Raw genomic sequence first — 23,915 nt, 5'->3', positions numbered from 1 at the left:
TACATTTATTAAAACTTCCAGAATTCACAGGCAACATCTTTCATTTCTTTAACAATAGCTTTTTTATCTAAGTTAACCAATTGTTTTTCTTTTAAAATATGTTTACCATCTATGTATACATTTGATATAAATTCTTTTTTACCTTGCACTACTATCTGGTCAAATATATTATCAAGTGTTACAGGAGTTTTAAATTCATCTTCCATAACTATTATATCTGCTTTATTACCAACTGTTATTTTTCCTGATTTTTGAAGTCCCAATGCATAAGCACCATGTTCTGTTGCCATCTTAAATACTAAACTTGCGGGCATTACAGATGCATCTTCTTCAACTGATTTATGCATTAAAAATGCACCTCTCATAACTTCAAAAAAATCATTTATATATCCATCTGTGCCTAATGCTACTTTTATGCCTTTTTTAATCATTCGTGGAACTGGAGAAAAACCGCCACCTACTTCACAATTACTAAGAGGCATGTGAACTACCTTTACACCTTTCTCCTTTAATATGTCTATCTCTTCATCATCTACTTTTACACATTGAGACGCTAATACAGTCTCATCTAATATATCTAAATCATTGTAGTAATCAACTGCTTTTTTATTAAAGTGTTTTTTAGAGTAGTTTGGTTCATATATACTCTCACATAAATGAAATTGCATTGGTGCCTCTAATTTTCTTGCATCTTCTTTAGCTTTTTTGATAAATTTATCTGAACATGTGAAACTAGTATGTGTACACATTATTCCATTTATTAATTTACTGTTTTCTCTACTCCATTTTATTAAATTAGAATTTTCATCTAAACATCTTAACCCATTTTCATAACTTATTCTTTCACAACTTTCTAGAGATAAAACTGCTTTCATTCCTATTTCTTCTAGTATCTTCCCTTGCTCAATTAAAGTTCCTTTTTCTGTATTTGGAGCTTCTAATGTGTCACAAAATGCTACTACACCAGATTCTATAAGTTCTATTGCAGATGCTTTAGTTGTGGCTTTTACTTCCTTTAGTCCTATTCTATTTTCTATAAACGGCCACCAATAGTCATTTAAAAATCCTTCGAAATCAGTAAAATGTACATTTGCTGGTATTCCTCTAGAAAGCACTCCATATTGATGCATATGCCCATTGATAAAGCCTGGCATTACTATGGCATCTGATTTATTTATTATCTCTGAAATATCTTTATATTTTAATTCAACTTCTTCATTTGGCAATATATCTTTTATAATGTCATTTTCTATTACAACAGCATAATTTGTATATATTTCATCAGCAGAAGATATTAAGTATTTACTTTTTATAGCAACCATTTATTTACCTCCCTGATTTAGTTTTTTCATAGCCATATAAACCTTTTCAGAAGTTATAGGAAGTTCTCTTATATTCACACCTACTGCATTAAAAATTGCATTTGCTATTGCTGGTGCTGGCGTATGAATAACTATCTCTCCTAAAGATTTTGCTCCATATGGTCCTGTTGGGTCATAATTATCTACAAAATCTACTAATATATTTCCTATATCCTTTTTTGTTGGAACTTTATACTGTAACAAATTAGAAGTCTGAAGTTTACCATCAGAACCATGTCTAGGATCTTCATACATTGCAAGCCCTATACCTTGAGTTACTCCTCCTTCAACTTGTATTCTTGCAAGTGCAGGATTCATAACTGTACCACAATCAGTTGAACAAGCATAGTTTATCACCTTAAATTCACCTGTTGTTTTATCTAGTTCAATCTCTGCAAAACCTGCTAAAAATGGTTTTGCACTCTCTTTTATCCCATAAGATTCAGATGAGTATAAAACATCTTGATTTCCACCACCAACAGATTCTCTTCCTAATTCACTTAATAAAACAAACTTTTCTACATCCTCACTATAACAAACTCTGTCTTCATATAGCATTAAATCATCGATTGGTAGGTCTAATTTCTTCTGTGCTACTTTTAGTATCTTTTGTTTTAAACTTTCAGCTGACTTTATTGTAGCATTTCCAGTTACATAAGTAGTACAAGATGCATATGCTCCAGTATCATATGGACACATATCTGTATCTCCTGTATAAACAGAAATTCTATCAATAGATGTATTTAGTGTCTTGGCAGCAATTTGTGCAAGTATTGTATCAGAACCAGTTCCTAAATCTGAAGACCCAGAAAATAACTTATAAGTTCCATCCTCATCCATTCTCATATTTACTATTGCCATATCTATGTTAGCTATACCAGAACCATGAGTTCCAACTGACATTCCAACAGCTCTTACTTTATTATTCCCAATATCTATAACAGGATATTTTTCATCCCATCCAATTAGCTTTTTGCCTCTAATTATACATTCATCAAGTGCACAACTTCTTATTGGAAAATTCATTATTCCGCCTTCAGTTTGCTTTTTTATAATGTTTTTTAATTTTATTTCTGTTGGGTCCATATTAAGTTTATGTGCTAATTCGTCTATTGCACAATCAAGTGCAAATGTACCTTGAGTTGCTCCGTACCCTCTCAATGCTCCCCCTGGAACTAAGTTAGTATATACAGTCCTTCCATCAAACTTTATTGCAGGTACATTATTATAGGTTGGAAGCACATTATGCCCTGACTCGGAACAAACTGAAGGTCCATTGTCACCATAAGCACCTGTATTGTTTAATGCTTTCATATCTATAGCTTTTATATTTCCTTCTTTATCTGCTCCAACTTTTATGTCAAAAAACATCTGATGTCTAGTATTAGTCATTGCAAAAGTTTCTTCTCTAGTATATATAAGTTTTGCTGGTCTTTTCGTCATCCAAGTTACAAATGACGCATATATCTCTGTTACAGCTATATTTTTTCCACCAAAACCTCCACCTATCCTTGGCTTTATTACTCTCACCTTTGAAAGAGGTATTCCCAATGCTCTTGAAACCTGTCTTCTCATATGATAAGCTGATTGATTTGCAGAAGTTACTACTAGTCTACCATTAGTATCTATATATGTGTAAGCTCTATGAGTTTCCATCATACAATGTGCTTGTGATTGAGTCATATAAGATTCTTCTACTATCACATCACACTCTTTAAACTCTTTTTCTACATCACCTTTACCCATTTTTTCTCTTGATACTATATTTTTTGTAGCATCTAATCCAAAATCAAACGGACAAAACAAATCATCTTCTTCATGTATTAAAATTTTATTACCTTCTGATTCTCTTGCATCTAATATTGGTGTCATTACTTCATATTCAACTTTTATAAGTTTCATTGCTTTAATAGCTGCTCTTTCATCTTCAGCCGCTATTATAGCAACTTCATCTCCTACATATCTCACTATATCTTCAAGTATTAATTGGTCATGAGGTGATGCTTCTGGATATGATTCTCCAACCATTGAATATCTATAATTTGGTACATCCTTGTAAGTAAATATATCTACTACACCTTTTACTTTTAATGCATTTTTTATATCAATATTTTTTATTTTTGCAAAAGCATGTGGGCTTCTAAGAAGTTTAACAGTCAAAACATCCCTATGAAAAATTAAATCTTCAGTATATATTGGTTTACCAGTAACAATGGCTTCACTATCTATTTTTCTTACTTCTTTATTTACCATTAAACTCACCCCCAATACTATTATACATTCTAACAACTAATGCTTTTGCCATATCTTTTCTATACTCTTTACTTCCTCTTATGTTACTTCCAAATGAAAGTTCTTCACTTGATACCTCTCCAGCTTTGTTTGCATCATTTTCTAAGCTTAGCACTTCACTTGCTTTGTATGCAATCTTTGCTCTTCTTGGTCTAGCTCCTATTGCAATTTTATAAGAATTTCCTTCTTTTAACATTGCCCCATTTAATACCGCAAAATCACCTGTACATTTTCTTATTGAATCAAATACACCTATAGCATCTTTTTTAGGTAATATAATTTCCATTAATATATCTTTTTCAAGCTCACTTTCTAAAAAATCAGCTAAATTCATAACCCCTTTTTTATATAACTTAACCTTTGCATCTACTACTAGTAATGAAGGTATTAAATCTGAAAATCCATACTTAGCAAATACGCTAGCTCCCACTCTAGCTCCACTTCTAAATTGAACTCCTACTATATTAGAAACAGCGTTTGAAATTACTCCACTACAGTAATTTTTAATAACCTTATTTAATTCTAAAGTTCTTAAACTTGTATCTGCTCCAATTAATATACTATTCTCAGTTTCATTTATATAATCTAAACCTAGGTCTTTTAAATCTATTGCTGAACCAATATTTTTGCTACCTAGTTTTAAAAATCCGCAGCCTCCAAGTATTATGTTGTTTTTTCTTGATATTAGCAGTTCATAAGCTTCATCTAAACTTTTTGGAACTACATATTCCTTTATAGTTATCATATTCTCTCCCCATATCAATTTAATTTTCACTTAAAAAATTTAAGTGTTCAAATATTTATGTATTGCTCTTAGTTGACCTTTATATCCTGTACATCTACAAAGATTTCCATTTACATAATCTATAACTTCTTCTTCTGTTGGATTTTGAAGTTCTCTTTTCATTGCTAAAACCATCATTATAAATCCAGGAGCACAAAATCCACATTGGTCAGCGCCTTCATCCGCAAGAAAATCCCCAAATTTCTTAGCTTCATCTACTACGCCTTCAAGTGTTGTAATGTGTTGTCCCTCTACTCTAGCAGTAAGATAATTACAAGACAGCACAGCTTTGTTATTTACCATTACTGTACATAGACCACATGAGCCAGTATCACATCCTTTTTTAACACTTACATATCCATTTTCCCTTAATGTATCTGCTAAAAAATCATCTGGTCTTACATTCAATTCTTTTTCTTTATTATTTATGGTACATTTGATAATCAAATAAATCACCTCAAAACTCATATTTTTAAGCCAAAGTCTATACTATATTTAATTTATTTAAGAATAATATTGTATTTATTAATAAAGACTATTCCACTTATGGCCTTCCATTCTATTCTTTATAGTCCCTCTTACACAAAGTCTCTCAGCTGTATCTTGAGCATCTTTTAATACTTTTTCTTCATCAGTTGTTAATATTTTTGAATCTTCCATTATTATATTTCCATCCACTATAACACTCTCTATATTTTTCATGCTAGAAGAATATACTAATGTAGACACTGGATTATGCATAGGTATTGCTTTTGGTGAAAGCATTGGATTAAATATTAGTAAATCTGCTTTTTTACCAATTTCTAGTGAACCTATCTCATCTTCCATTCCAATAGCTCTTGCTCCATCTATAGTCGCTAGTTCAAGAACTTTTTCTGCTGACATTGCTAATGGGTCACATTTATTAACTTTATGTTGAAGTGCTGTTAATTTCATAAGTTCAAGCATATCTTGAGAGTTATTGCTAGCAGCTCCATCTACGCCTAAACTAACTGTTATTCCTTTTTTAAGCATTTCTGGTACTGGTGCAACTCCTGAAGATAAATACATATTACTTGCTGTGTTATGAGACACCTTCATGTCATATTTTTTAGTAAGTTCCATATCCTCTTCAGTTAAATATACACAATGTACCATAAGTACATTTGGTCCAAGTATTCCCAATTTCTTTAAAACATCTATGTCATATTGCCCATGCAATTCTTTTGCTGCTTCTCTATCAAAAGGAGTTTCTGATATATGTACTGTAAATAAAGCATCATCATATTCTTTTACTACTCTCCAAAGCATCTCAAGCATTTCTTGAGAATTTGACCATATTGCTGCTGGAGCTACTCCTATTTTGATTCTTCCATTCTCTGTATTGTGGTGTTTTTCAAACAATCTTCTTACATCTTTTTCAACCGTTTCTACATCTTGCATTATTCCAGGATGAACTCCAAATTGAGCACCTGTGTTCATACAACCTCTTCCAAGTATTCCTCTTATTCCTAATTCTTTATAAGCATCTATTATTCCATCACAAAGACCTTGTTTACTGTGAGGGTACATATAGTCAACCATTGTTGTTATACCACTTCTAAGACCTTCCACACAGCCAAGCATTGCAGCATCATAAGTGTCCTTTGGCTCTAAATAATTGGCTGCTGGAAATGTCATAGTTTCTAGCCAATCTTTAAGTACCATATCATCTCCTAATCCTTTTAATAAAGTTTGGAATAAATGATTATGTGTATTTATAAAACCTGGGAATAGGACTTTGCCCTTAGCATTTATTACCTTTTTAACATCAGTGTACTTACTTTCTATTTCTTTAGAATTCCCAATATCTGCAATCTTGTTATCTTTTACTACTAATGCCCCATCAAAAATAACTTCTCTCTCTTTGTTTACAGTTACTATTATGGCATTCTTAATAAGTATATCCATCATTCTTATTTCCCCCTGCATTATTTAGTAATTTTTCTTTTAATATATTGACCTGCTGGTTGCTCCATGATATTACAACTTTGTACTACATGCTTTCCTCTTAAAAAAACATCTTCAACTTTACATCTGACTTTAACTCCTTCATATGGAGTATAATCTACATTTTGTTTTTGATTCTTATAACTGATTATTTCTTCTTTATCTGTATTTAAAATCACTATATCTGCATCACTTCCTACAGCTATTTCACCTTTTTTAGGATACATCCCAAATATTTTAGCAGCATTTGTGGAAGTAACTTCTACAAATTTATTTACACTTATTCTATTTTCCAAAACCCCATATGTATATAAAAGAGATAATCTATGTTCAACACCTGGTGCTCCATTTGGTATTTTACTAAAATTATCAATTCCTAAATCTTTTTGACCTTTAAAATTAAATGAACAATGGTCTGTACCTACGGTCTGAATATCGCCCTCAGACAAACCTTTCCAAAGAAAATCTATATCTTCTTTTTTTCTAAGTGGAGGAGACATTACATATTTAGCTGCCTCAAATTCATCCTTATTATATAAACTATCTTCTAATAATAGATATTGCGGACATGTTTCTACTATCATATCTACATTTTTTTGTCTAGCTATCTTTATACTTTCTAGTGACTCTTTACAACTTAGGTGAACTACATATGATTTTGAGTTTGACAATTCAGTTATATCAGCAAGTCTTGAAACAGCCTCTTTCTCAACTATGTTTGGTCTTGTAAGTGGATGATATTTAGGTTCTAAATCTCCATTTTGTAAACGTTCTTCTATTAATGCATCCAATAAATCTCCATTCTCACAATGAAATTCAACTATACAACCTAGGCTTTTAGCTTCCTTTAGTACTTTGTATATTGTTCCATCATCTACTTTCATACCTTCATATGCCATATACATTTTAAAGGATACTATTCCATCTGAAATAAGCTTTTCCATGTGCGTAAATGTATCTTTATCTAAGCATGTGATTGTCATGTGAAATCCATAATCACAATAACAATTTCCACTTGCTTTTTTATGATATGTTTCTACACCTTGTATTAGATTTTCTCCTTCACTTGATTCTGCAAAGTCTAGTATAGTGGTAGTTCCTCCAGCTATAGCCGCTCTTGTTCCTGTTTTAAAATTATCAGCAGTAGTTATAGAGCCTGCATTCATATCAAAGTGAGTATGTGTATCTATACCTCCAGGAATTATAAGTCTCCCTGTAGCATCAATTACTTTATCATTATTTATTTCTAAATCATTTCCTATTTCAGTTATCTTTTCATCTTCTATTCTTAAATCACTTATATAAGTTTTATCAGAGGTAATTATAGTTCCACCTCTTAGTATTGTTCCCATATATACCTCCTAACTTTTAAGCTCTAGTAGATTCTTTTAGAATTTTAATTTTATATTGTTTACATAAATTTATGTTTGCCAAAGGTGCTAAATTTAGCACCTCTAGACTATATTTAAATAATTTATTGTGAACTAAATATTATTTTCCATATACAGATTTTAATATTCCATAGTAACCTTCTGTTCCTATAAATAATTGTTCTTGTTCTATGTACTCATCTATTGTATGAGCAAGATTTTCTTTAGAAGGACCAAATCCTATTGTTTTTATTCCAGCTTCACCTGCATAGTGACTTCCATTTGTACAGAATGAATATTGAGTTATTTCTGAATCTATTCCAGCTTCTTTTAATCCCTTATATGCTGCTTGAACAAATTCATCATCTTCATCATATAACCAACCTGGGAAGAATCTTTCACTTTCTATAGTATTTCCTGTATAACAGTCAGCTTTTTCAGATGCATAAGAAACTTTTGCATTTAATTCTGAGTCTTCTTTCATCATTTCATCTAATAATGCTTGTATTGGAGCTAATACTCCTTCTCTTGTTTCTCCAACTAATAATCTTCTATCAAAAGTAGCTTTACAATAATCTGGCACCACTGATGCACCTGGATATGGAGAAGATTTTATATCTGTTAAAACTAATATTCCATCACCTAAAACTGGATGAGTTGGAGGTACTAATTGTTGTATTCTTTGAATTACATTAGCCATTTTATAAACTGCATTTACACCTTTTTCTGGGTTAGCAGAGTGAGCTGGTTTACCAAAAGTTTCTACAACTATTTCTCCTCTACCTCTTTGACCAATCTTTAAGTTTAGTTCTGAAGATTCTCCGATTACAACATAATCAGGTTTAACAGCTTTACTTATTTCTCTAGCTGAAACTCCTTCAAATATTTCTTCATGAACAACTCCTGCTACATATAATTCACCAGCAAAGTCTTTATTAGTATCTTTAGCAAAATACGCTACAGCAGACATCATTGCAGTATACTGACCTTTCATATCAGAAGTTCCTCTACCATATATCTTTCCATCTACTATTTTTCCTTCAAAAGGAGGAACACTCCATTTACTTGCATCTGGAACTGGAACTGTATCTATATGACCATCAAATAATATTTTTTTACCTGGTCTATTTCCCTTTATGCATCCTACTATATTTCCATATCTATCTCTTGACCAGCTATCAAAGCCTAATTTTTCAAAAGATTCTTCTATTGCTTTTACAACCCCTTCTTCATTTCCAGAAGAACTAGGATTTTGGATTAGTTTTTGACATATCTCAGTTACTTCTTGTTTTCTTTGTTCGTTTAGCATTTCGTTATCCCCCTAGATTTTATAAATGTATATTTTAATTTAAGCCTTTATAATTTATATAATTTCTAAATTTTAGAACTTATAATCTTTTTAATATGTAAATGGTTATTTGATAAAGATAATATTTTAATAATTATCTATATGCTTGGATACTCTCCATCCCAAACTATACTTCTGTATTTATCAGGGTCAGTATCTCCTTCTGTACTTATTAAAAGTACTCTTGAATTTTCATCTAACTTTAAATCTCTTCTTAAGTCAGCTAAATCTTCTCTTTCCATAGCTGCTATTAAAAGACCAGTTGTAACCGCTCCAGACTCTCCAGAGATTACTTTTTCATCACCATTTAAAGGATTCCCCAATGTTCTCATACCTTTAGCAGAAACCCAGTCTGGTGCTGAAACGAATGCTGCTGCATGATTTTTTAATACTTCAAATCCTATAGTATTTGGTTCTCCACAAGCAAGACCTGCCATTATAGTTGGCATATCTCCACCTACAAATCTTGGTTTTCCATCTCCTGCTTCTGCTGATTTATAGTAACAATCTGCCTCATCAGCTTCTACTACTACTGTTATTGGGCATTCGTCATATATTGAAGCAACATATCCTTGAACTGCACCAGCAAGCGAACCAACTCCTGCTTGCACAAATACATGCGTTGGTCTATCTACTCCATATTCTTTTAATTGTTCTATAGCTTCTTGAGCCATAGTTCCATATCCTTGCATTATCCATGCTGGTATTTCTTCATATCCATCCCATGCTGTATCTTGAACCATTACTCCATGGTCATCAGCTTCTGCATAATCATTAGCTAATCTTACTGCGTCATCATAATTTAAGTCTGTTATACTAGCATCTGCACCTTCTCCCTTGATTTTATTTAATCTAAATTCAGAAGAACCTTTTGGCATTAATACAACAGATTTTTGACCTAATTTATTAGCTGTCCAAGCAACTCCTCTACCATGATTTCCATCTGTAGCTGTAAAGAAAGTTATTTCTCCTAATTTTTCTTTTATTTCATCTGAAGTTAATTTTTCATATCCTAACTCTGATATATCTGTATCTAATCTTTGAGCTAAGTATTTACCCATAGAGTAAGAACCACCCAAAACTTTAAATGCATTTAATCCAAATCTATAAGATTCATCCTTAACATATACTCCTGCAACACCTAATTTTTTTGCTAAACCTTCTAGGTTTGCTAATGGAGTTTCTTTATATTGAGGAAAGCTTTTATGGAAGTTTCTAACCTTAGTTATTTCTTCTTCATTTAAAAATTTGATACAATTTTCTTTATCGCCCTTTGGCAGATTGTTTACTTTCCATTTAATTTCTTTTAGCATCTAAAATACCTCCAAATTATTGTTAAATTTTTATACTCTATATATTAGCAATTAACATGCCAACACTTAATATATATCAAATATTTTTCTGTGTCTATTTAGCATAGAATTTGCAATACTTTCAACTTTTTTTACTTTTATCTATTAGGTTATCTAATGTATATAGAATTTGATAATAAAAAAACCTTTTTCATCTTCTCACTTTTTAATTCTCATTTTTAAAATTTAAAAATTAATACTTAAAACGTATTCCTTATGTATTTTTTGACATATAAATCTATAAAATATTTAATAAAAGACATAAAATAGTGATGTAATATTTTATTACATCACTATTTTTTATTGAGCGAATAGTAAAAATTCAACTCGTATGTATATAAGTTTGTAACTGTATCAACTTAGTTTTCAGTTATGGAATTTTGTGATAAAGTGAAACAAACAACACTACTTTTGGCATTCACATAAATAATTGCAGATTTGTAATTATCATCTGTCAGATTAAAGTAAAATGCTATATTTCCTTTTCCCTTAGAGTGTCAACTTTATATCTCACATATCCATATGTCTTTATTTTTTTTGAAGAAGTAATTGCTTTTTAATGGTCTCTAAGAGGTGATTTTTCATCTTTTTTAACATCTAATTCTTCTTTTACAAGATTCCATTTTTCAAGACCAAACTTAGAAACCATAACTGCTTCTGCAGCACCTTTTCCAAGTCTTTTTACTGTGTCCATACCTGTTTCGTCTTCTTGAGCCCCTTTTGCTTTTCCATCTTTACTCCATATTGTACCGCCTATATAGCATCCTCCTAATCCTCCAGATACTAACATTTCATGCATTAAGAAGAAATTTATTATAGGAAGTTTTGTTAATTCTTGACCACCATATCTAGTTCCACCAGTAGTTATAGCTGCTCCAACTTTATTTTGAAGTTTTCCTGGATGAACTAAATACATAGGACGAAGTCTATTAAATACTGCTGTAAGTTGAGCAGTTATATTCATATCATACACTGGAGAACCCACTATAATTCCATCTGCTTCTAATATTTTTTGCTCTAATTCTTGTATGTCATCTTTTATGATACACATAGTCTCTTTTCTTATACATGCATCACAATGCACACAAGGACTTATTTTTTTCCCTCTAACTGACCAATACTCAGTTTCTATACCAGGTATAGTTTCAGCTTCTTTCAAAGCTTCTAATACTGCATATTCTGTTGCTCCTTTACGTGGACTTCCACAAATACCTAATATCTTTGCCATAACAATATCTCCTCATCAAATAAATCTATTTTTATTACTTTCTATAACTTTAATAAAGTTTCATTTTAAGTTTAAGTATTATTATTTTAATTTTATTGGCAATGAATGTATCTCTACATTAGTTGCATCATATACTGCATTTGCTACAGCAGGTGCAACTGGTACAACTGCACATTCACCAATACTCTTGCCACCAAAAGGTCCAGCTTTTTCATAACTATTTACAAATGCAACTTGACACTTTGGCATATCGACAGTTCTAAATAATTTATAATTTTTAAAATCAGTAGCTTTAGGTCTTCCTTGCTCATCAAAGGCTAGCTCTTCACTTAACGCATAACCTAACCCCATATGAATTCCGCCTTCTAATTGACCTTCTAAATTTAGAGGATTTATAACTCTACCAACATCATGTACAGCTACAAAATCAACTACTTTTACATCTTTAGTTTCTTTATCTACTAAAACTTCAGCAAAATGTACACCATAAGAAGTAATACCTGCTGGAGAAGAGTAATCTTCAACAACTGTCAATTCTCTCAAAGACTTACTTTGACTATATACTGCAACATCAGATAATGATGCTTTAATATTTTCATCAAGTTTACTGATTACATATCCATTATCTAGATATAGCTCTTCTTTTGAAATTTCGAGTAATTTTTCTGCTTCTTCCAGTATTAAAGTCTTTAATTTTTCTGCTGTCTTTTTAGCTCCTCCACCTTCTACAAATACACCTCTACTTGCATAATCTCCAAGATTAAATGTACATGCATCAGTATCAGTTTCAAAAGTATCAACTTTATCAGGAGTTATTCCCAAAACTTCAGCTACCATCATTGTTTGCATAGTTACAACACCATTACCCATATCATGTGCTCCCGTAAGTAGTGTTAGTGTACCATCTTCGTTTAATTTAAGAGTCAATGTGACAACATCTCTATGTGCACCAAAAACTCCATTACCATGTGCACCTATTGCCATACCTATACCTCTTAAATAATTTCCTTCTTCTTTTGGAAGAGCTTTCTTCTCATCCCATTTAAACATTTTTTTACCTTGTTCAATACAATCAAGAACTCTAGGATTGCCAAGAGAACCGTGGAAGATTATATCAACATCATCTGGCTCTACAGCATTCTTATTTTGAAAATCTACTAAATCCATACCTATTTTCTTAGCTATTTTTGCAAATTGAGCTTGTTGAGCCATAAATATTTGAGGTGAACCATAACCTCTCATGGCACCTGCTATTGGTGTATTTGTATATACTGGTATTCCAGTAAATTTTATATTTGGTATTTTATAGACTTTAAACACTTTATGGCTAAGTGCTCCTATAACATTTAATGCACTTGATGCATATGCACCTGTATTTGTGTATATTTTTATCTCCTGTGCTATTACTTCTCCATCTTTATTTACACCAGTTTTTAGTTTTACAAAAGACCCATGACGAGTTCTTGTTGATATCATAGACTCTTTTCTTGTAAGAACCATTTTGACTGGTCTTCTCGTCATTTTTGACAATGCTGCTGCTACTGGCTCAATTGTCATTTCTAATTTCCCACCAAATGAACCTCCAATAGCAGGTCTTATAACTCTTATCTTATTTAATGACATCCCAAAAATTTGAGATAATATTATTCTAAAACCAAATGTATTTTGGCAAGGTGTATGTACAATCAATTTATCATTATAATCATAATGTGCAATTACGCTGTGAGTTTCTATTGCACTATGATGTATAGCAGGAGTAGAGTATTCGTCTTCAAAGATGTAGTCACATTCTTTAAAACCTTTTTCTACATCTCCACCATTTATATTATTTTGAGAAACCATGTTTGAATCTCCGTGTATACATATAGCATCTTCTTTTATTGCATCTTGTATAGTAAATATAGCTGGTAATTCTTCATATTCTACTTTTATAAGTTTTACAGCTTTTTCTGCTATTTCTGGTGTTTCTGCTGCAACTGCTGCTACACGGTCACCTACAAATCTAACTGTATCTGAAAAAATAACTTCATTTTCAGGTATATTATGTTCATAAAATCGTAAAGAACCATTATATTTTCTCTGTGATGTATTTAGATGTGTAGCTATGGCTCTAACTCCAACGATTTTCTCGGCTTCACTTGTATCTATACTTTTTATTTTTGCATGTGCTACTGGGCTTAAAAGCATTTTAGCATGAAGTGCATTTTGCGGTTTCATGTCTGCTACATACTTCATTTGACCAGTAACTTTTAAAGCTGCATCTTTTAGAGGGTATGATTTTCCTATGACTTTTTCCATAACTATCTACCTCCTAATCTAGCTGCAGATAATTTTACAGCTTCTATAATTTTTATATATCCTGTGCATCTGCAGAGATTTTCTTTAAAAGCCTCTCTAATCTCATCTTCACTAGGAGATGAATTTCTATTTAAAAGAGCTTGTGTAGTTATAATCATGCCAGGAGTGCAATATCCACATTGTACAGCTCCAACTTCTATAAAAGCTTCTTGTATTGGATGAAGATTTTCTCCATTAGCAAAACTTTCTATAGTGTATATAACTTTATCTTCACAGTTCCTTGCAAGAAGTTTACAAGATTTTATATCTACTCCATCTATCAAAACTTTACATGCTCCACAACTGCCACTATTACAACCTTGTTTCGCTCCAGTTAGATTTAATTTTTCACGAAGTACATGCAAAAGAGTTTCATTCTTTTCAACTTCTACTTCATACATGTAATCATTAATATTTAATTTTATTTTTTCCATTTTCTCCTCCTACAGATAAACTAATGTTGTAATAGAATATTATTACAAGTTTGTTTTTATACTAGTATAAGCTATTCCACTTATGCCCTTCCATTCTATTAGTTACATTAGCTCTCTTACATAATTCTTCTGCTGCATGTTGAGCATTCAATAAGACTTGTTCTTCACTTTCAATTGTAGTAACTCTACCATTTTCAAGTATTATATTTCCATCAACTAAGACACTTTCTACATTGTGCATACTAGCTGAGTATACCAAAGTTGATACAGGATTGTGAAGAGGTATTGATTTTGGAGAAAGCATTGAGTTAAATATTACTAAATCAGCTTTTTTTCCAACCTCTAAAGAACCTATTTCATCTTCCATTCTAAGAGTTCTTGCTCCCTCAATTGTAGCCATTTCAAGGACTTTTTCTGCAGAAATTGCAAGAGGGTCACAATTGTTTACCTTATGTTGTAAAGCTGTTAATTTCATAAGTTCTACCATATCTTGTGCATTGTTACTTGCTGCACCATCAAGACCTAAGCTTACATTTATACCCTTCTTTAACATTTCTGGAACAGGTGCAACACCAGAAGCAAGATACATATTACTTGCAACATTATGAGAAACTTTTATATCATACTTTTTAAGCATTTCCATGTCCTCATCAGTTATACATACACAATGCACTGCTACAACCTCTGGACCTACTATTCCCCATTTTTCAAGTAATTTTATATCTATTTCCCCATGTATATCTTTTGTTGCTGTTCTTGCAAATTCAGTTTCAGAAATATGAACTGTGAAGTATGAATCATACTCTTTGACTATATTCCAAAGCATTTTACCCATTTCTTCAGATATAGCCCACATTGAAGAAGGTGCTACACAAATTTTTATTCTTCCATTTTCTGAATTATGATATTTTTCAAATACTCTTCTCAAATCCTTTTCAACCGTTTCCACGTCTTCTATAAGCTCTTTATGAATACCTAAATCTATACAGCCCCTACCAACTACTCCTCTTATACCTAAATCTTTATATGCTTTTACTATTCCATCTGTAAGTCCTGGTCTATTATGTGTATGCATATAATCAACCATTGTAGTTATACCACTTTTTAAACCTTCCATACATCCAAGCATTGCAGCATCATAGGTATCTTGTTCTGTCAAGAACTTTGCTGATGGAAACATCATTGTGTTTAACCATTCATGAAGTGCCATGTCGTCTCCTAGACCTTTTAATAATACTTGGAATAGATGATTATGAGTGTTTATAAATCCAGGGAATATCACTTTTCCTTTAGCATCTATAACCTTTTTAACATCAGTATACTTCACCTCAACATCATCTGTATTTCCTATATCTAAGATTCTGTCACCTTGAATAGCTATTGCTCCATCAAATATAACTTCTCTATTTTTATTAACTGTAACAACTATTGCATTTTTTATTAGTATATCAATCATCTTAAATCCCCCTTTTAATACTTTCATTACAACATTTTATCACATAGCTTTCTCATATCATATCTAATACATTTATCCAATATTTTCCTCAAGATTTGAAGTAACGTTTTCAGCTTTCTTACTTCCTTTTAGTTTAAATAGTGTTTGAAGTAATATAGCTATTATTGCTCCAGAAACTATACTTGAGCCTCCTAGGACAGTTCCAATTGTTGCTGGAAATTGGTCTAAAACTTGTGGAGCAGTTGTAAGACCCATGCTTGTTGCTATAGATACTCCTGCTATAAGATTATTTTCTTCAGTAAAACCATCCATACTCATAATAGAAAAACCAGACATTGCTATTGATGAAAATACTACTAAAGTTGCTCCACCAACAACACAAGATGGTATAGTTGTCATTATTGCTCCTAATGCTGGAGATATTCCTGCTAGCAATAATACAAGTGCTCCTAATGCTATTACAAATCTACTTGTAACTTTATTCATAGATACAATTACTGTGTTTTGGCTGAATACTCCAGTTGGAAGAGCTGCAAATAGTGATGAAATTATAGAAGTTACAGAGTTTCCTAAAACAACTGATGATAACTCTTCATCAGTTACCTCTCTGTCCATTGCACCTATTGTTGCTATTGTACACGCACCCATCATATCAGCTATACCTATTATGTAAATAATAGTAAACATTACTATTAACTCTGGTCTAAATTCCAATCCAAAAGCTGCTGGTGTTGGCAAAGATACTATAGCTGCACCTTTAACTGCAGAAAAATCAACTAATCCTAAAACTAAAGATATAGCATATCCTACTAATATTCCAATTAATATTGAAGAGTTTTTAACTAAGCCTTTACCATACTTATTTATCATTATTATTACAAAAGCAACTATAACTCCTACTATAAAATTTATTGGACTTCCAAATGTTTGTGCACCTTCTCCTCCTGCTAAATTCTTTATAGCTGTTGCAAATAATCCAAGTCCCATACATGCTATTATAGTTCCAGAAACTATAGAAGTGAATATATGTCTAATTTTCTTAACTGCAAATCCTACAAAGAATACGATTACCCCAGCAGCAATTTGTGCTCCAAATAGAGCTGCTAAACCGTCTTTAGCTGCTACAGAAAGACAGGCCCCTAAAAATACATAACTCATTCCCATCATTACAGGTAATCTTGAACCTAATTTAAATCCTTTAAATAAAGGTATTGGATATAATTGTAAAAACGTTGCCAAACCTGCTGCTAACATAGAGCCTTGAATCAACATCGTCGCTTGCCCCTGGTTAAGTCCTACCACGTTTGCTATTAATATTGCAGGCACCATATTTCCTACTATCATTGCTAACAAATGTTGTAAAGCTAAAGGTACCGATTCCTTTAGTGGTGGTATCCCATCCACATCATATTTTGAAGTATTACGTGTTTTCATAAAATAAATCCTCCCATACATAAATATCTTGACTAAATATTTTATAATTATTTTCTATAAATATTTTTATGACCATGAATTTATTGCTCAACCGATAACCACAGCTAAACTGAGCTATTTTTATAAAAATTTAACAAACGTGCAAATATACCCTCCCCGATTTTCTTTTTGACTAAACATTAAATGTCTGATGTATACTCTTTATTAAATTTCTTATTAAAATGAATAGCTATCTGAAGTAATCTAACAATCTCATAATAAAATAATTTAAACAACCCTTTTAAATTATCATTTTTTAATTAGCCTTTTCCATAACAGCTCTTTCTTTAGCTTCATCTTCTAGACTTTTATTTGGTATTATTAGATTTAAAACAAATGCAACCAATGTCGCAATTACTATTGGAGATTCTCCAAATACTAACTTTACAAATGGAGGAAATGCTTCCTGTGCTGCCGGAACTGATGTTATTCCCATACCTAAAGCTATTGCCAAACCTACAATAGTAATATTCCTTGATGACAATTCTTCTGTAATAATTAACTTTATACCTGTCATTGTTATCATACTGAATATAGATATTGTAGCCCCTCCTAAAACAGAATATGGTATAGTTGTCATCAATGCACCAAACTTAGGTACAAACCCCGATAATAACATAAATATACCAGCTATTCCAAGTACAAATCTGCTTATTACTTTGTTCATAGCTACCATACCTACATTTTGACTATATGATGATGGTGGTAAACCTCCAAACAAAGCACCTATCATAGTACAAATTCCACTTCCTATTACTCCACTTGACAGTTCTTTATCTGTTATATTTCTATCCATACCTCCCATTGTAGTAGCTGACAAATCTCCAATTGCTTGAACAGCATTGATTATACTTACAATTACTACAGAGATTACTACTGGTATATCAAATTTAAGTCCAAATTCAAGTGGCTTAGGTATAGCAAACCAAGCTGCCTCTCTAATAGGGTCAAAATTTATTATGCCCAAAACTAAAGATACACAATATCCAACTATAATTCCCAAAAATATTGCTGCCAATTTTGCATAACCTTTTGCAAATTGACTAAGACCTATAACTACCACTAGTGTTATAGCTGCTACTGCCCAATTTTGCATAGAGCCATAAGTAGGGCTATTTACACCACCTGCCATATAATTTATTGCTATAGGATATAAAGATAATCCAATTGTAAAAACTACTGTTCCTGCAACTATATTAGGAAAAAATTTTCTTATCTTTTTTATAAATATTCCTATTAATACTGTAGCCACTCCCCCTATTAATTGTGCTCCCAATATGCTCGCTAGTCCATAACTTCCTCCAACTGCTACGAGTGTTGGCACATAAGTAAAACCGACTCCAAAAATTATAGGCAATCTTGAACCAATATTTACTATTGGATATAGTTGTATAAGTGTTGATATTCCAGCTATTATTAATGCATATTGCACTAAAAGTGTTATTTGTGTGGCACTAGCACCAACAGCTCCTCCCACAACTATAGGTACTGTGACAGTTCCAACTATCATTGCTAGTATATGCTGCATTGATAGTGGTAAACACTTTAAAATTGGTGGCCTTCCATCAATATCAAACATAGATACACTTTTTTGATATTTACTCAAGGTTATCACTCCCAACTATTTTTTAATGACAGTTATTATTCAACATCCTTTCTTTTTTATTTTGTCATCTTGATTTAATATGAAGCAATTATAATGCCAATATTTTAACAAAATTGTTTTACATATATAATTTTTATTATATTTGTTAGTATTTAATAATTTGATAAAGCATTTCTTTTTTTAAATTCTTTCAAATTTTTTTTATTTTTGGATAATAAAATCTTATTACAAAAAAAATCACTTAGAAAATAGTTTTTCAAGTGATTTTTATCAATTTTATAATTTCAAATTTTAGAATTGAGAATTAAAAGAATAATTACTATACATCTATCTTTCTATACAATGTTGCTAGCGATATTCCAAGCTTTTTAGCAGCTAACTTTTTAGATTTAGTATCATTTCCATAAAACTTTAATACCTTTTTTATATATGCTCTCTCAAATTCTTCAAGGGTAAGTATATCTTGTTCCATATTTATTTCATAGTCACTTTCCTCAAGTAATTTTATATTTATTTTGTTTAACTTAAAATATTCAATTATCTTTCTATTTATTATACCTTTATGTATTATCCCATCTTCTTCAAGAAGATTTAAAGCCAATTCTATAGTGTTTTCTAATTCTCTTATATTTCCTGGCCACGGATATTTAAGCAGCATATGTTCTACATCTGGCTCTATATGGTATACATTTTTTTTCATCTTCCTTGAATATTTATCTATAAAATTATTTATTAATATTTGTATATCATCTCCTCTATCTCTAAGAGGAGGTACTTCTAGAGGTATTACATTCAATCTATAATATAAGTCTTCTCTAAATTTATTTTCTTTAACCAACTCAAATAAATCTCTATTAGTAGCTGATATAATTCTAACATCTATATCAATTAGTTCATTTGAACCTATTCTTGTAAACTTCTTTTCCTGTAACACTCTCAAAAGCTTTGATTGTAATTGAATTGGCATATCCCCTATCTCATCTAGAAATACAACTCCTCCATTAGCTAATTCAAATTTACCAATTTTGCCTTTTGAATCTGCCCCACTAAAAGCTCCTTTTGTATACCCAAAAAGTTCACTTTCTAGCAAGGGCTCTGGTATAGCAGCACAGTTTATAGCAACGAATGTTTTATTCCCTCTGTTTCCTGCGAGATGAATGGCTCTTGCTATTAACTCTTTTCCAGTGCCACTTTCTCCAGTTATCGCTACAGTAGAATCACTATTTCCAATTTTACAAATTCTATTTTTAAGAGCAAGCATTACATCAGACTCCCCAATTATAGAGTCTACTGTTGTTGTTCCCCAAATATTGTATACTTCCATTCCACCATACATTACTGAATCACTGTGTTTATCCATAAAATATCAACTCCAAATAAGTATTATATATAATCATCATTTAAATTATCTATTTAATTATATCATAACAGAAAAGCTTAGTTATAATTTTACAATAATATTTTAATTTTCAAATGAAGCTTAAGAAAAAATATACCTACTTAAATTTCAATTTAGCAGGTATACTTTCTTTATTTTGCAAGCATTCTATGCTAAATAAGCAATTATAGTGCCATGTTTAACATCTAAAATAGTTTACAAAAATTTTCATTTATTATTTTTTTATAGTTCTTATATGCTATAAAATTGTTTATTGCTTTATACAATGTATTTTTATTATTTTTATAATTCTTATTTTTAAAATTTATAATTAAAAATTATTTTTTTCAAATCAGATATGGTGTTTTTTATATTATCCAATCTTACAGTTTTTGCTTCTATAAATTTACCTTTAAACGACTCCAATAATCTCCAAGAGCTATAATTTTTATCTTTTTTAATACAAGGATATAATAATATACACCTTTTTGCATTTTCATAAGATGTTATATATGCATACATCTGATATATATCACTTGATCTATAGAAGATATTTGAATCCACTTCAATAGCTTTCCATTTTGTATCAATTATGATTTCAGATTCATATTTTGAATCATATAAAACTATATCTGGTCTTAAATTAAAAGTTTTCTTTCCTGTTTGCTCATTTTTTAAAAGAAATTTACTTTTATCTTGTATATACGTTTCTCTAAATTCATTATTCCATATATTTTTTATTAAGTTTCCGATATATTCTTCATATAAAATGTTTATTTCAAATAATATAGAAAATGCATCTTGATTATTTTCGCTGTTATCCATCGATAAATTTAAAAGTATAAGTTTCGCCAATGAGTAACAATCTTTAAATCTATCATTATTTTTATAAAATTTGTAATCCAATAGTTCTTCTCTATTTATATAAACTAAGTCCACATTATAAAAATAACTCAAAATTTTTTTTATCTTATTTTGAATTAAATTGTCATTTACTTTACATAATATAGATATACATGCCTTTTTTAAAACTTGATTCAAAAAATTATTTTCGCTATACTCATCATATTCACATTTTATTTTCATTGGAGATATATTTTTTTCTCTTGCATATTTACTTATTAATATCTTGCCTTTTACAACATTCGAATTATCTATCTTATTTATATATTCAAAATAAATCCCTCTCTTAATTTGCATTTGCATACTTTCAATAAAATACATAACAAAAAAATTCATGAGATTATAATTTTTTAAACTTGATTTTATATTTTCGTTTATTATAATTGGAATCTTATTACATGTAGAAAGCATTTGTAATAGCATTTCTCTATCTTTTACAATATCATTACTTAATGACAGCTTTGGAAGTATCTCCAATATTACATTTTCAAAATATATAACACCTACATAATTTATGAATCTCAGTTTTTTATATCTGATATCTATTATATTACTCTTTAACACATCATTATTATTATCCAGATATTTAAGTAATTTTTCATATTCAGTTTCTGTAAGTTCATTTTCACCATTACCTACTTTTATCCATTCATAAGTTTCCTTTACATATATATTTTTACTCATATATATTTTTTAACTCCTCAATAGATATATTTCGTTTTATACAATAATTAACTTTACTTTCCATTATTGATGAATTATTATTTTTAAATAATTTAGATGCTGTGATTTCTTCCTTATAAACAATATATTTGTCCTTTTCATTTTTACCTATACCACCTAAAATAAGTCCTACTTTTTCTGAGTCATAATAGAAATATTCTTGAAGAAGTGGTATTATTTTTTTTCTAAATACGGCCACTATATCATCAATATTTTCTACATTTAGTAAGTAGGCCTGTCCAATAACATGGTCTCTATCATATAAAAACTCTATTCTCTTATTAATTGTATATAGCATATTTTTAACATCTATTCCATCTACAACAGACAATAAATCATAGTCTGGCATAATTTCTTCAAAAGCAAATCTTCTTCTCAAAGCTATATCTAAAAGAGCTATGGATTTATCTGATGTATTCATAGTACCAATTATATATAAATTTGGAGGTAGAGAAAATCTTTCTTTTGAATATGGTAGTTTTACGATAGTTTGATTTGATTTAGTAAGTCTTTTATCATCTTCTAATAATGTTATTAATTCCCCAAATATTTTAGATATATTTCCTCTATTGATTTCATCTATTATTAAAACATAGTTTTCTGATTCTTCAAAATTAAAGTTCTCGACATCTTCTATATTATCAAGCACCAACATCTTTTTTCTTGCCTTTACATCTTCTATAGTTAAAGTATCTTTTTCTAACTCAAGATTTAGCTTCTTTTCAAGTTTCAACCCATCGTAACATGCTTCTATAGATATTTCCTTCAATATACCATCTTCTGGCTTAAAATTACCTTCACCATCGGATTTGAGACCTTCTATAAACTCTTCATATCCATATGATTGATGAAAAGTACAAAATTCTACATTATTTTTATAATCTACATAACTTGTACAATCATTATTTTTTAAACTAGTTTCATTTATTAAATTATAAACTATTTGTTTTGCATTATATGTTTTACCCGTCCCTGGTGGACCATAAAGTATGGTATTTAATGGAATTTTATTAATACATCTTTTTATATATTTTTCAACTAAATTATTATTTTCAAAGATAACCCATGCATTTCCATCAATATTCTCTTTTTCATTTTCTATCCATTCTACAGGTAAAAAACATCCACCTTCTGAAGTAGTTATTTTGTCTTTATCAAAACCCTCTTTAACTTGACAAACACCAAATAAGCTTTTCATTGTATGGTCATTTTCGTAACTTACTTTTTCGCTATTATATACTAGAATATAATCATCTGTATTTATATTTTTCAAGTTTTCTAATTGTTCTAAATTAGTAGGTTGAATAAACAGTTCTTCATTCTCTACACACTTATCTACATCTATATAATAATAGTTTTTTAGGTACCATTTATTATTGTCATTTTCTTCTATTCTTTTTTTTAATGATTTATTATGTTGCAATTTAATAATGTCTAAATATGTATTTATATCTTCATTATTTAATTTATAAAACTCACTCGTATATATTTTACAATTTAAAACTGTATCAAATGTGTACATCCATTTTATAGGTAATGTATGACCCAAGATATGACTTAATTCATAACCATTTTCAAAACTTTCTTCAACAATACCAATAAGAACACTATACTTAATTTTTCCTTCTACATTTTGATATGCCTTATATAGAAAATAATCTCCTTTTTTAACTGAAATAAATTTTTTTATAAAATCTTTGTCATTACAGTTCTCATTAATGTATTTTTCAGATTTTTTTCCCATATTAAGCACTTTTTTTAAATTTATTTTTATATCAAATCCCAATGCAATTATGCTTTCTTCTTTAAAAATTTGTGGTGTATCTGTCTCTTGATAAAAAAATTCTTCCATTAGCCAATACTCTGTAACATTTATATTTTCAGACATATACTTCTCCTTAA

17 protein-coding genes are annotated in these 23,915 nt (G+C 30.2%); all 17 read right to left on the bottom strand.

The genetic code is table 11. The features are described from left to right. Positions 1-8: 8 nt before the first annotated feature. Positions 9-1,322, bottom strand: coding sequence for an amidohydrolase family protein (locus tag IC174_RS07670; RefSeq protein WP_227482577.1), 1,314 nt, complete (start codon positions 1,320-1,322; stop codon positions 9-11). Next, positions 1,323-3,614 carry a xanthine dehydrogenase family protein molybdopterin-binding subunit gene (locus tag IC174_RS07665; RefSeq protein WP_227434972.1) on the bottom strand — a complete coding sequence of 764 codons (2,292 nt, stop codon included), beginning with the start codon at positions 3,612-3,614 and terminating at the stop codon, positions 1,323-1,325. It abuts the gene before it with no gap. Then, on the bottom strand, positions 3,604-4,398 hold the full coding sequence (locus IC174_RS07660) for an FAD binding domain-containing protein (protein WP_227434965.1): 795 nt from the start codon (positions 4,396-4,398) through the stop codon (positions 3,604-3,606). Before IC174_RS07660 ends, IC174_RS07665 begins: the two co-directional genes overlap by 11 nt. Before the next feature lie 39 nt (positions 4,399-4,437). After that, positions 4,438-4,884, bottom strand: coding sequence for a (2Fe-2S)-binding protein (locus IC174_RS07655; RefSeq protein WP_227434963.1), 447 nt, complete (start codon positions 4,882-4,884; stop codon positions 4,438-4,440). A 78-nt stretch (positions 4,885-4,962) separates the two neighbouring features. Continuing rightward, positions 4,963-6,369, bottom strand: coding sequence for an amidohydrolase family protein (locus tag IC174_RS07650; RefSeq protein WP_227434961.1), 1,407 nt, complete (start codon positions 6,367-6,369; stop codon positions 4,963-4,965). A gap of 17 nt (positions 6,370-6,386) precedes the next feature. Beyond that, positions 6,387-7,757, bottom strand: coding sequence for a dihydropyrimidinase (gene hydA, locus IC174_RS07645; protein WP_227482576.1), 1,371 nt, complete (start codon positions 7,755-7,757; stop codon positions 6,387-6,389). A gap of 139 nt (positions 7,758-7,896) precedes the next feature. Then, the gene (locus IC174_RS07640; RefSeq protein ID WP_227482575.1) at positions 7,897-9,084 is read right to left on the bottom strand and encodes a YgeY family selenium metabolism-linked hydrolase; all 1,188 of its coding nucleotides are present in this window, start codon (positions 9,082-9,084) and stop codon (positions 7,897-7,899) included. Positions 9,085-9,221: 137 nt separating this feature from the next. Then, positions 9,222-10,436: a diaminopropionate ammonia-lyase gene (dpaL, locus tag IC174_RS07635; protein WP_227434734.1), complete on the bottom strand. Its 1,215-nt coding sequence runs from the start codon at positions 10,434-10,436 to the stop codon at positions 9,222-9,224. 595 nt (positions 10,437-11,031) lie between these two features. Continuing rightward, on the bottom strand, positions 11,032-11,703 hold the full coding sequence (locus IC174_RS07630) for a flavodoxin family protein (protein ID WP_227434735.1): 672 nt from the start codon (positions 11,701-11,703) through the stop codon (positions 11,032-11,034). Positions 11,704-11,784: 81 nt separating this feature from the next. Beyond that, on the bottom strand, positions 11,785-14,001 hold the full coding sequence (locus IC174_RS07625) for a xanthine dehydrogenase family protein molybdopterin-binding subunit (protein WP_227434736.1): 2,217 nt from the start codon (positions 13,999-14,001) through the stop codon (positions 11,785-11,787). A gap of 2 nt (positions 14,002-14,003) precedes the next feature. Then, a complete protein-coding gene (locus tag IC174_RS07620; protein ID WP_227434737.1) occupies positions 14,004-14,474 on the bottom strand; it encodes a (2Fe-2S)-binding protein in 471 nt (156 codons plus the stop codon). A 61-nt stretch (positions 14,475-14,535) separates the two neighbouring features. Then, positions 14,536-15,930, bottom strand: coding sequence for an amidohydrolase family protein (locus IC174_RS07615; protein ID WP_227434738.1), 1,395 nt, complete (start codon positions 15,928-15,930; stop codon positions 14,536-14,538). A 72-nt stretch (positions 15,931-16,002) separates the two neighbouring features. Continuing rightward, positions 16,003-17,364, bottom strand: a complete 1,362-nt coding sequence (locus IC174_RS07610) for a uracil-xanthine permease family protein (protein ID WP_227434739.1) — start codon at positions 17,362-17,364, stop codon at positions 16,003-16,005. Between the two features lie 295 nt (positions 17,365-17,659). After that, the gene (locus tag IC174_RS07605; RefSeq protein ID WP_227434942.1) at positions 17,660-18,982 is read right to left on the bottom strand and encodes a uracil-xanthine permease family protein; all 1,323 of its coding nucleotides are present in this window, start codon (positions 18,980-18,982) and stop codon (positions 17,660-17,662) included. A 346-nt stretch (positions 18,983-19,328) separates the two neighbouring features. After that, positions 19,329-20,369 carry a sigma-54 interaction domain-containing protein gene (locus tag IC174_RS07600; protein WP_227434740.1) on the bottom strand — a complete coding sequence of 347 codons (1,041 nt, stop codon included), beginning with the start codon at positions 20,367-20,369 and terminating at the stop codon, positions 19,329-19,331. Positions 20,370-20,705: 336 nt separating this feature from the next. Then, a complete protein-coding gene (locus IC174_RS07595) occupies positions 20,706-21,974 on the bottom strand; it encodes an McrC family protein (RefSeq protein ID WP_227482574.1) in 1,269 nt (422 codons plus the stop codon). After that, positions 21,967-23,901: an McrB family protein gene (locus IC174_RS07590; protein WP_227482573.1), complete on the bottom strand. Its 1,935-nt coding sequence runs from the start codon at positions 23,899-23,901 to the stop codon at positions 21,967-21,969. The genes IC174_RS07595 and IC174_RS07590 overlap by 8 nt, the downstream gene beginning before the upstream one ends. Between the last annotated feature and the right edge of the window lie 14 nt (positions 23,902-23,915).

The organism is Clostridioides sp. ES-S-0001-03 (genome assembly GCF_020676075.1).
Taxonomy (GTDB): Bacteria; Bacillota; Clostridia; order Peptostreptococcales; family Peptostreptococcaceae; genus Clostridioides.
This window is presented reverse-complemented; position numbering and strand designations above follow the sequence as displayed.

Bases quoted from the DNA above. Each gene is read 5' to 3' on its own strand.
- IC174_RS07670 (WP_227482577.1), bottom strand. From the start codon at position 1,322: ATGGTTGCTATAAAAAGTAAATACTTAATATCTTCTGCTGATGAAATA.
- IC174_RS07665 (WP_227434972.1), bottom strand. From the start codon at position 3,614: ATGGTAAATAAAGAAGTAAGAAAAATAGATAGTGAAGCCATTGTTACT.
- IC174_RS07660 (WP_227434965.1), bottom strand. From the start codon at position 4,398: ATGATAACTATAAAGGAATATGTAGTTCCAAAAAGTTTAGATGAAGCT.
- IC174_RS07650 (WP_227434961.1), bottom strand. From the start codon at position 6,369: ATGATGGATATACTTATTAAGAATGCCATAATAGTAACTGTAAACAAA.
- hydA (WP_227482576.1), bottom strand. From the start codon at position 7,757: ATGGGAACAATACTAAGAGGTGGAACTATAATTACCTCTGATAAAACT.
- IC174_RS07640 (WP_227482575.1), bottom strand. From the start codon at position 9,084: ATGCTAAACGAACAAAGAAAACAAGAAGTAACTGAGATATGTCAAAAA.
- dpaL (WP_227434734.1), bottom strand. From the start codon at position 10,436: ATGCTAAAAGAAATTAAATGGAAAGTAAACAATCTGCCAAAGGGCGAT.
- IC174_RS07630 (WP_227434735.1), bottom strand. From the start codon at position 11,703: ATGGCAAAGATATTAGGTATTTGTGGAAGTCCACGTAAAGGAGCAACA.
- IC174_RS07625 (WP_227434736.1), bottom strand. From the start codon at position 14,001: ATGGAAAAAGTCATAGGAAAATCATACCCTCTAAAAGATGCAGCTTTA.
- IC174_RS07620 (WP_227434737.1), bottom strand. From the start codon at position 14,474: ATGGAAAAAATAAAATTAAATATTAATGATTACATGTATGAAGTAGAA.
- IC174_RS07615 (WP_227434738.1), bottom strand. From the start codon at position 15,930: ATGATTGATATACTAATAAAAAATGCAATAGTTGTTACAGTTAATAAA.
- IC174_RS07610 (WP_227434739.1), bottom strand. From the start codon at position 17,364: ATGAAAACACGTAATACTTCAAAATATGATGTGGATGGGATACCACCA.
- IC174_RS07605 (WP_227434942.1), bottom strand. From the start codon at position 18,982: ATGTTTGATATTGATGGAAGGCCACCAATTTTAAAGTGTTTACCACTA.
- IC174_RS07600 (WP_227434740.1), bottom strand. From the start codon at position 20,369: ATGGATAAACACAGTGATTCAGTAATGTATGGTGGAATGGAAGTATAC.
- IC174_RS07595 (WP_227482574.1), bottom strand. From the start codon at position 21,974: ATGAGTAAAAATATATATGTAAAGGAAACTTATGAATGGATAAAAGTA.
- IC174_RS07590 (WP_227482573.1), bottom strand. From the start codon at position 23,901: ATGTCTGAAAATATAAATGTTACAGAGTATTGGCTAATGGAAGAATTT.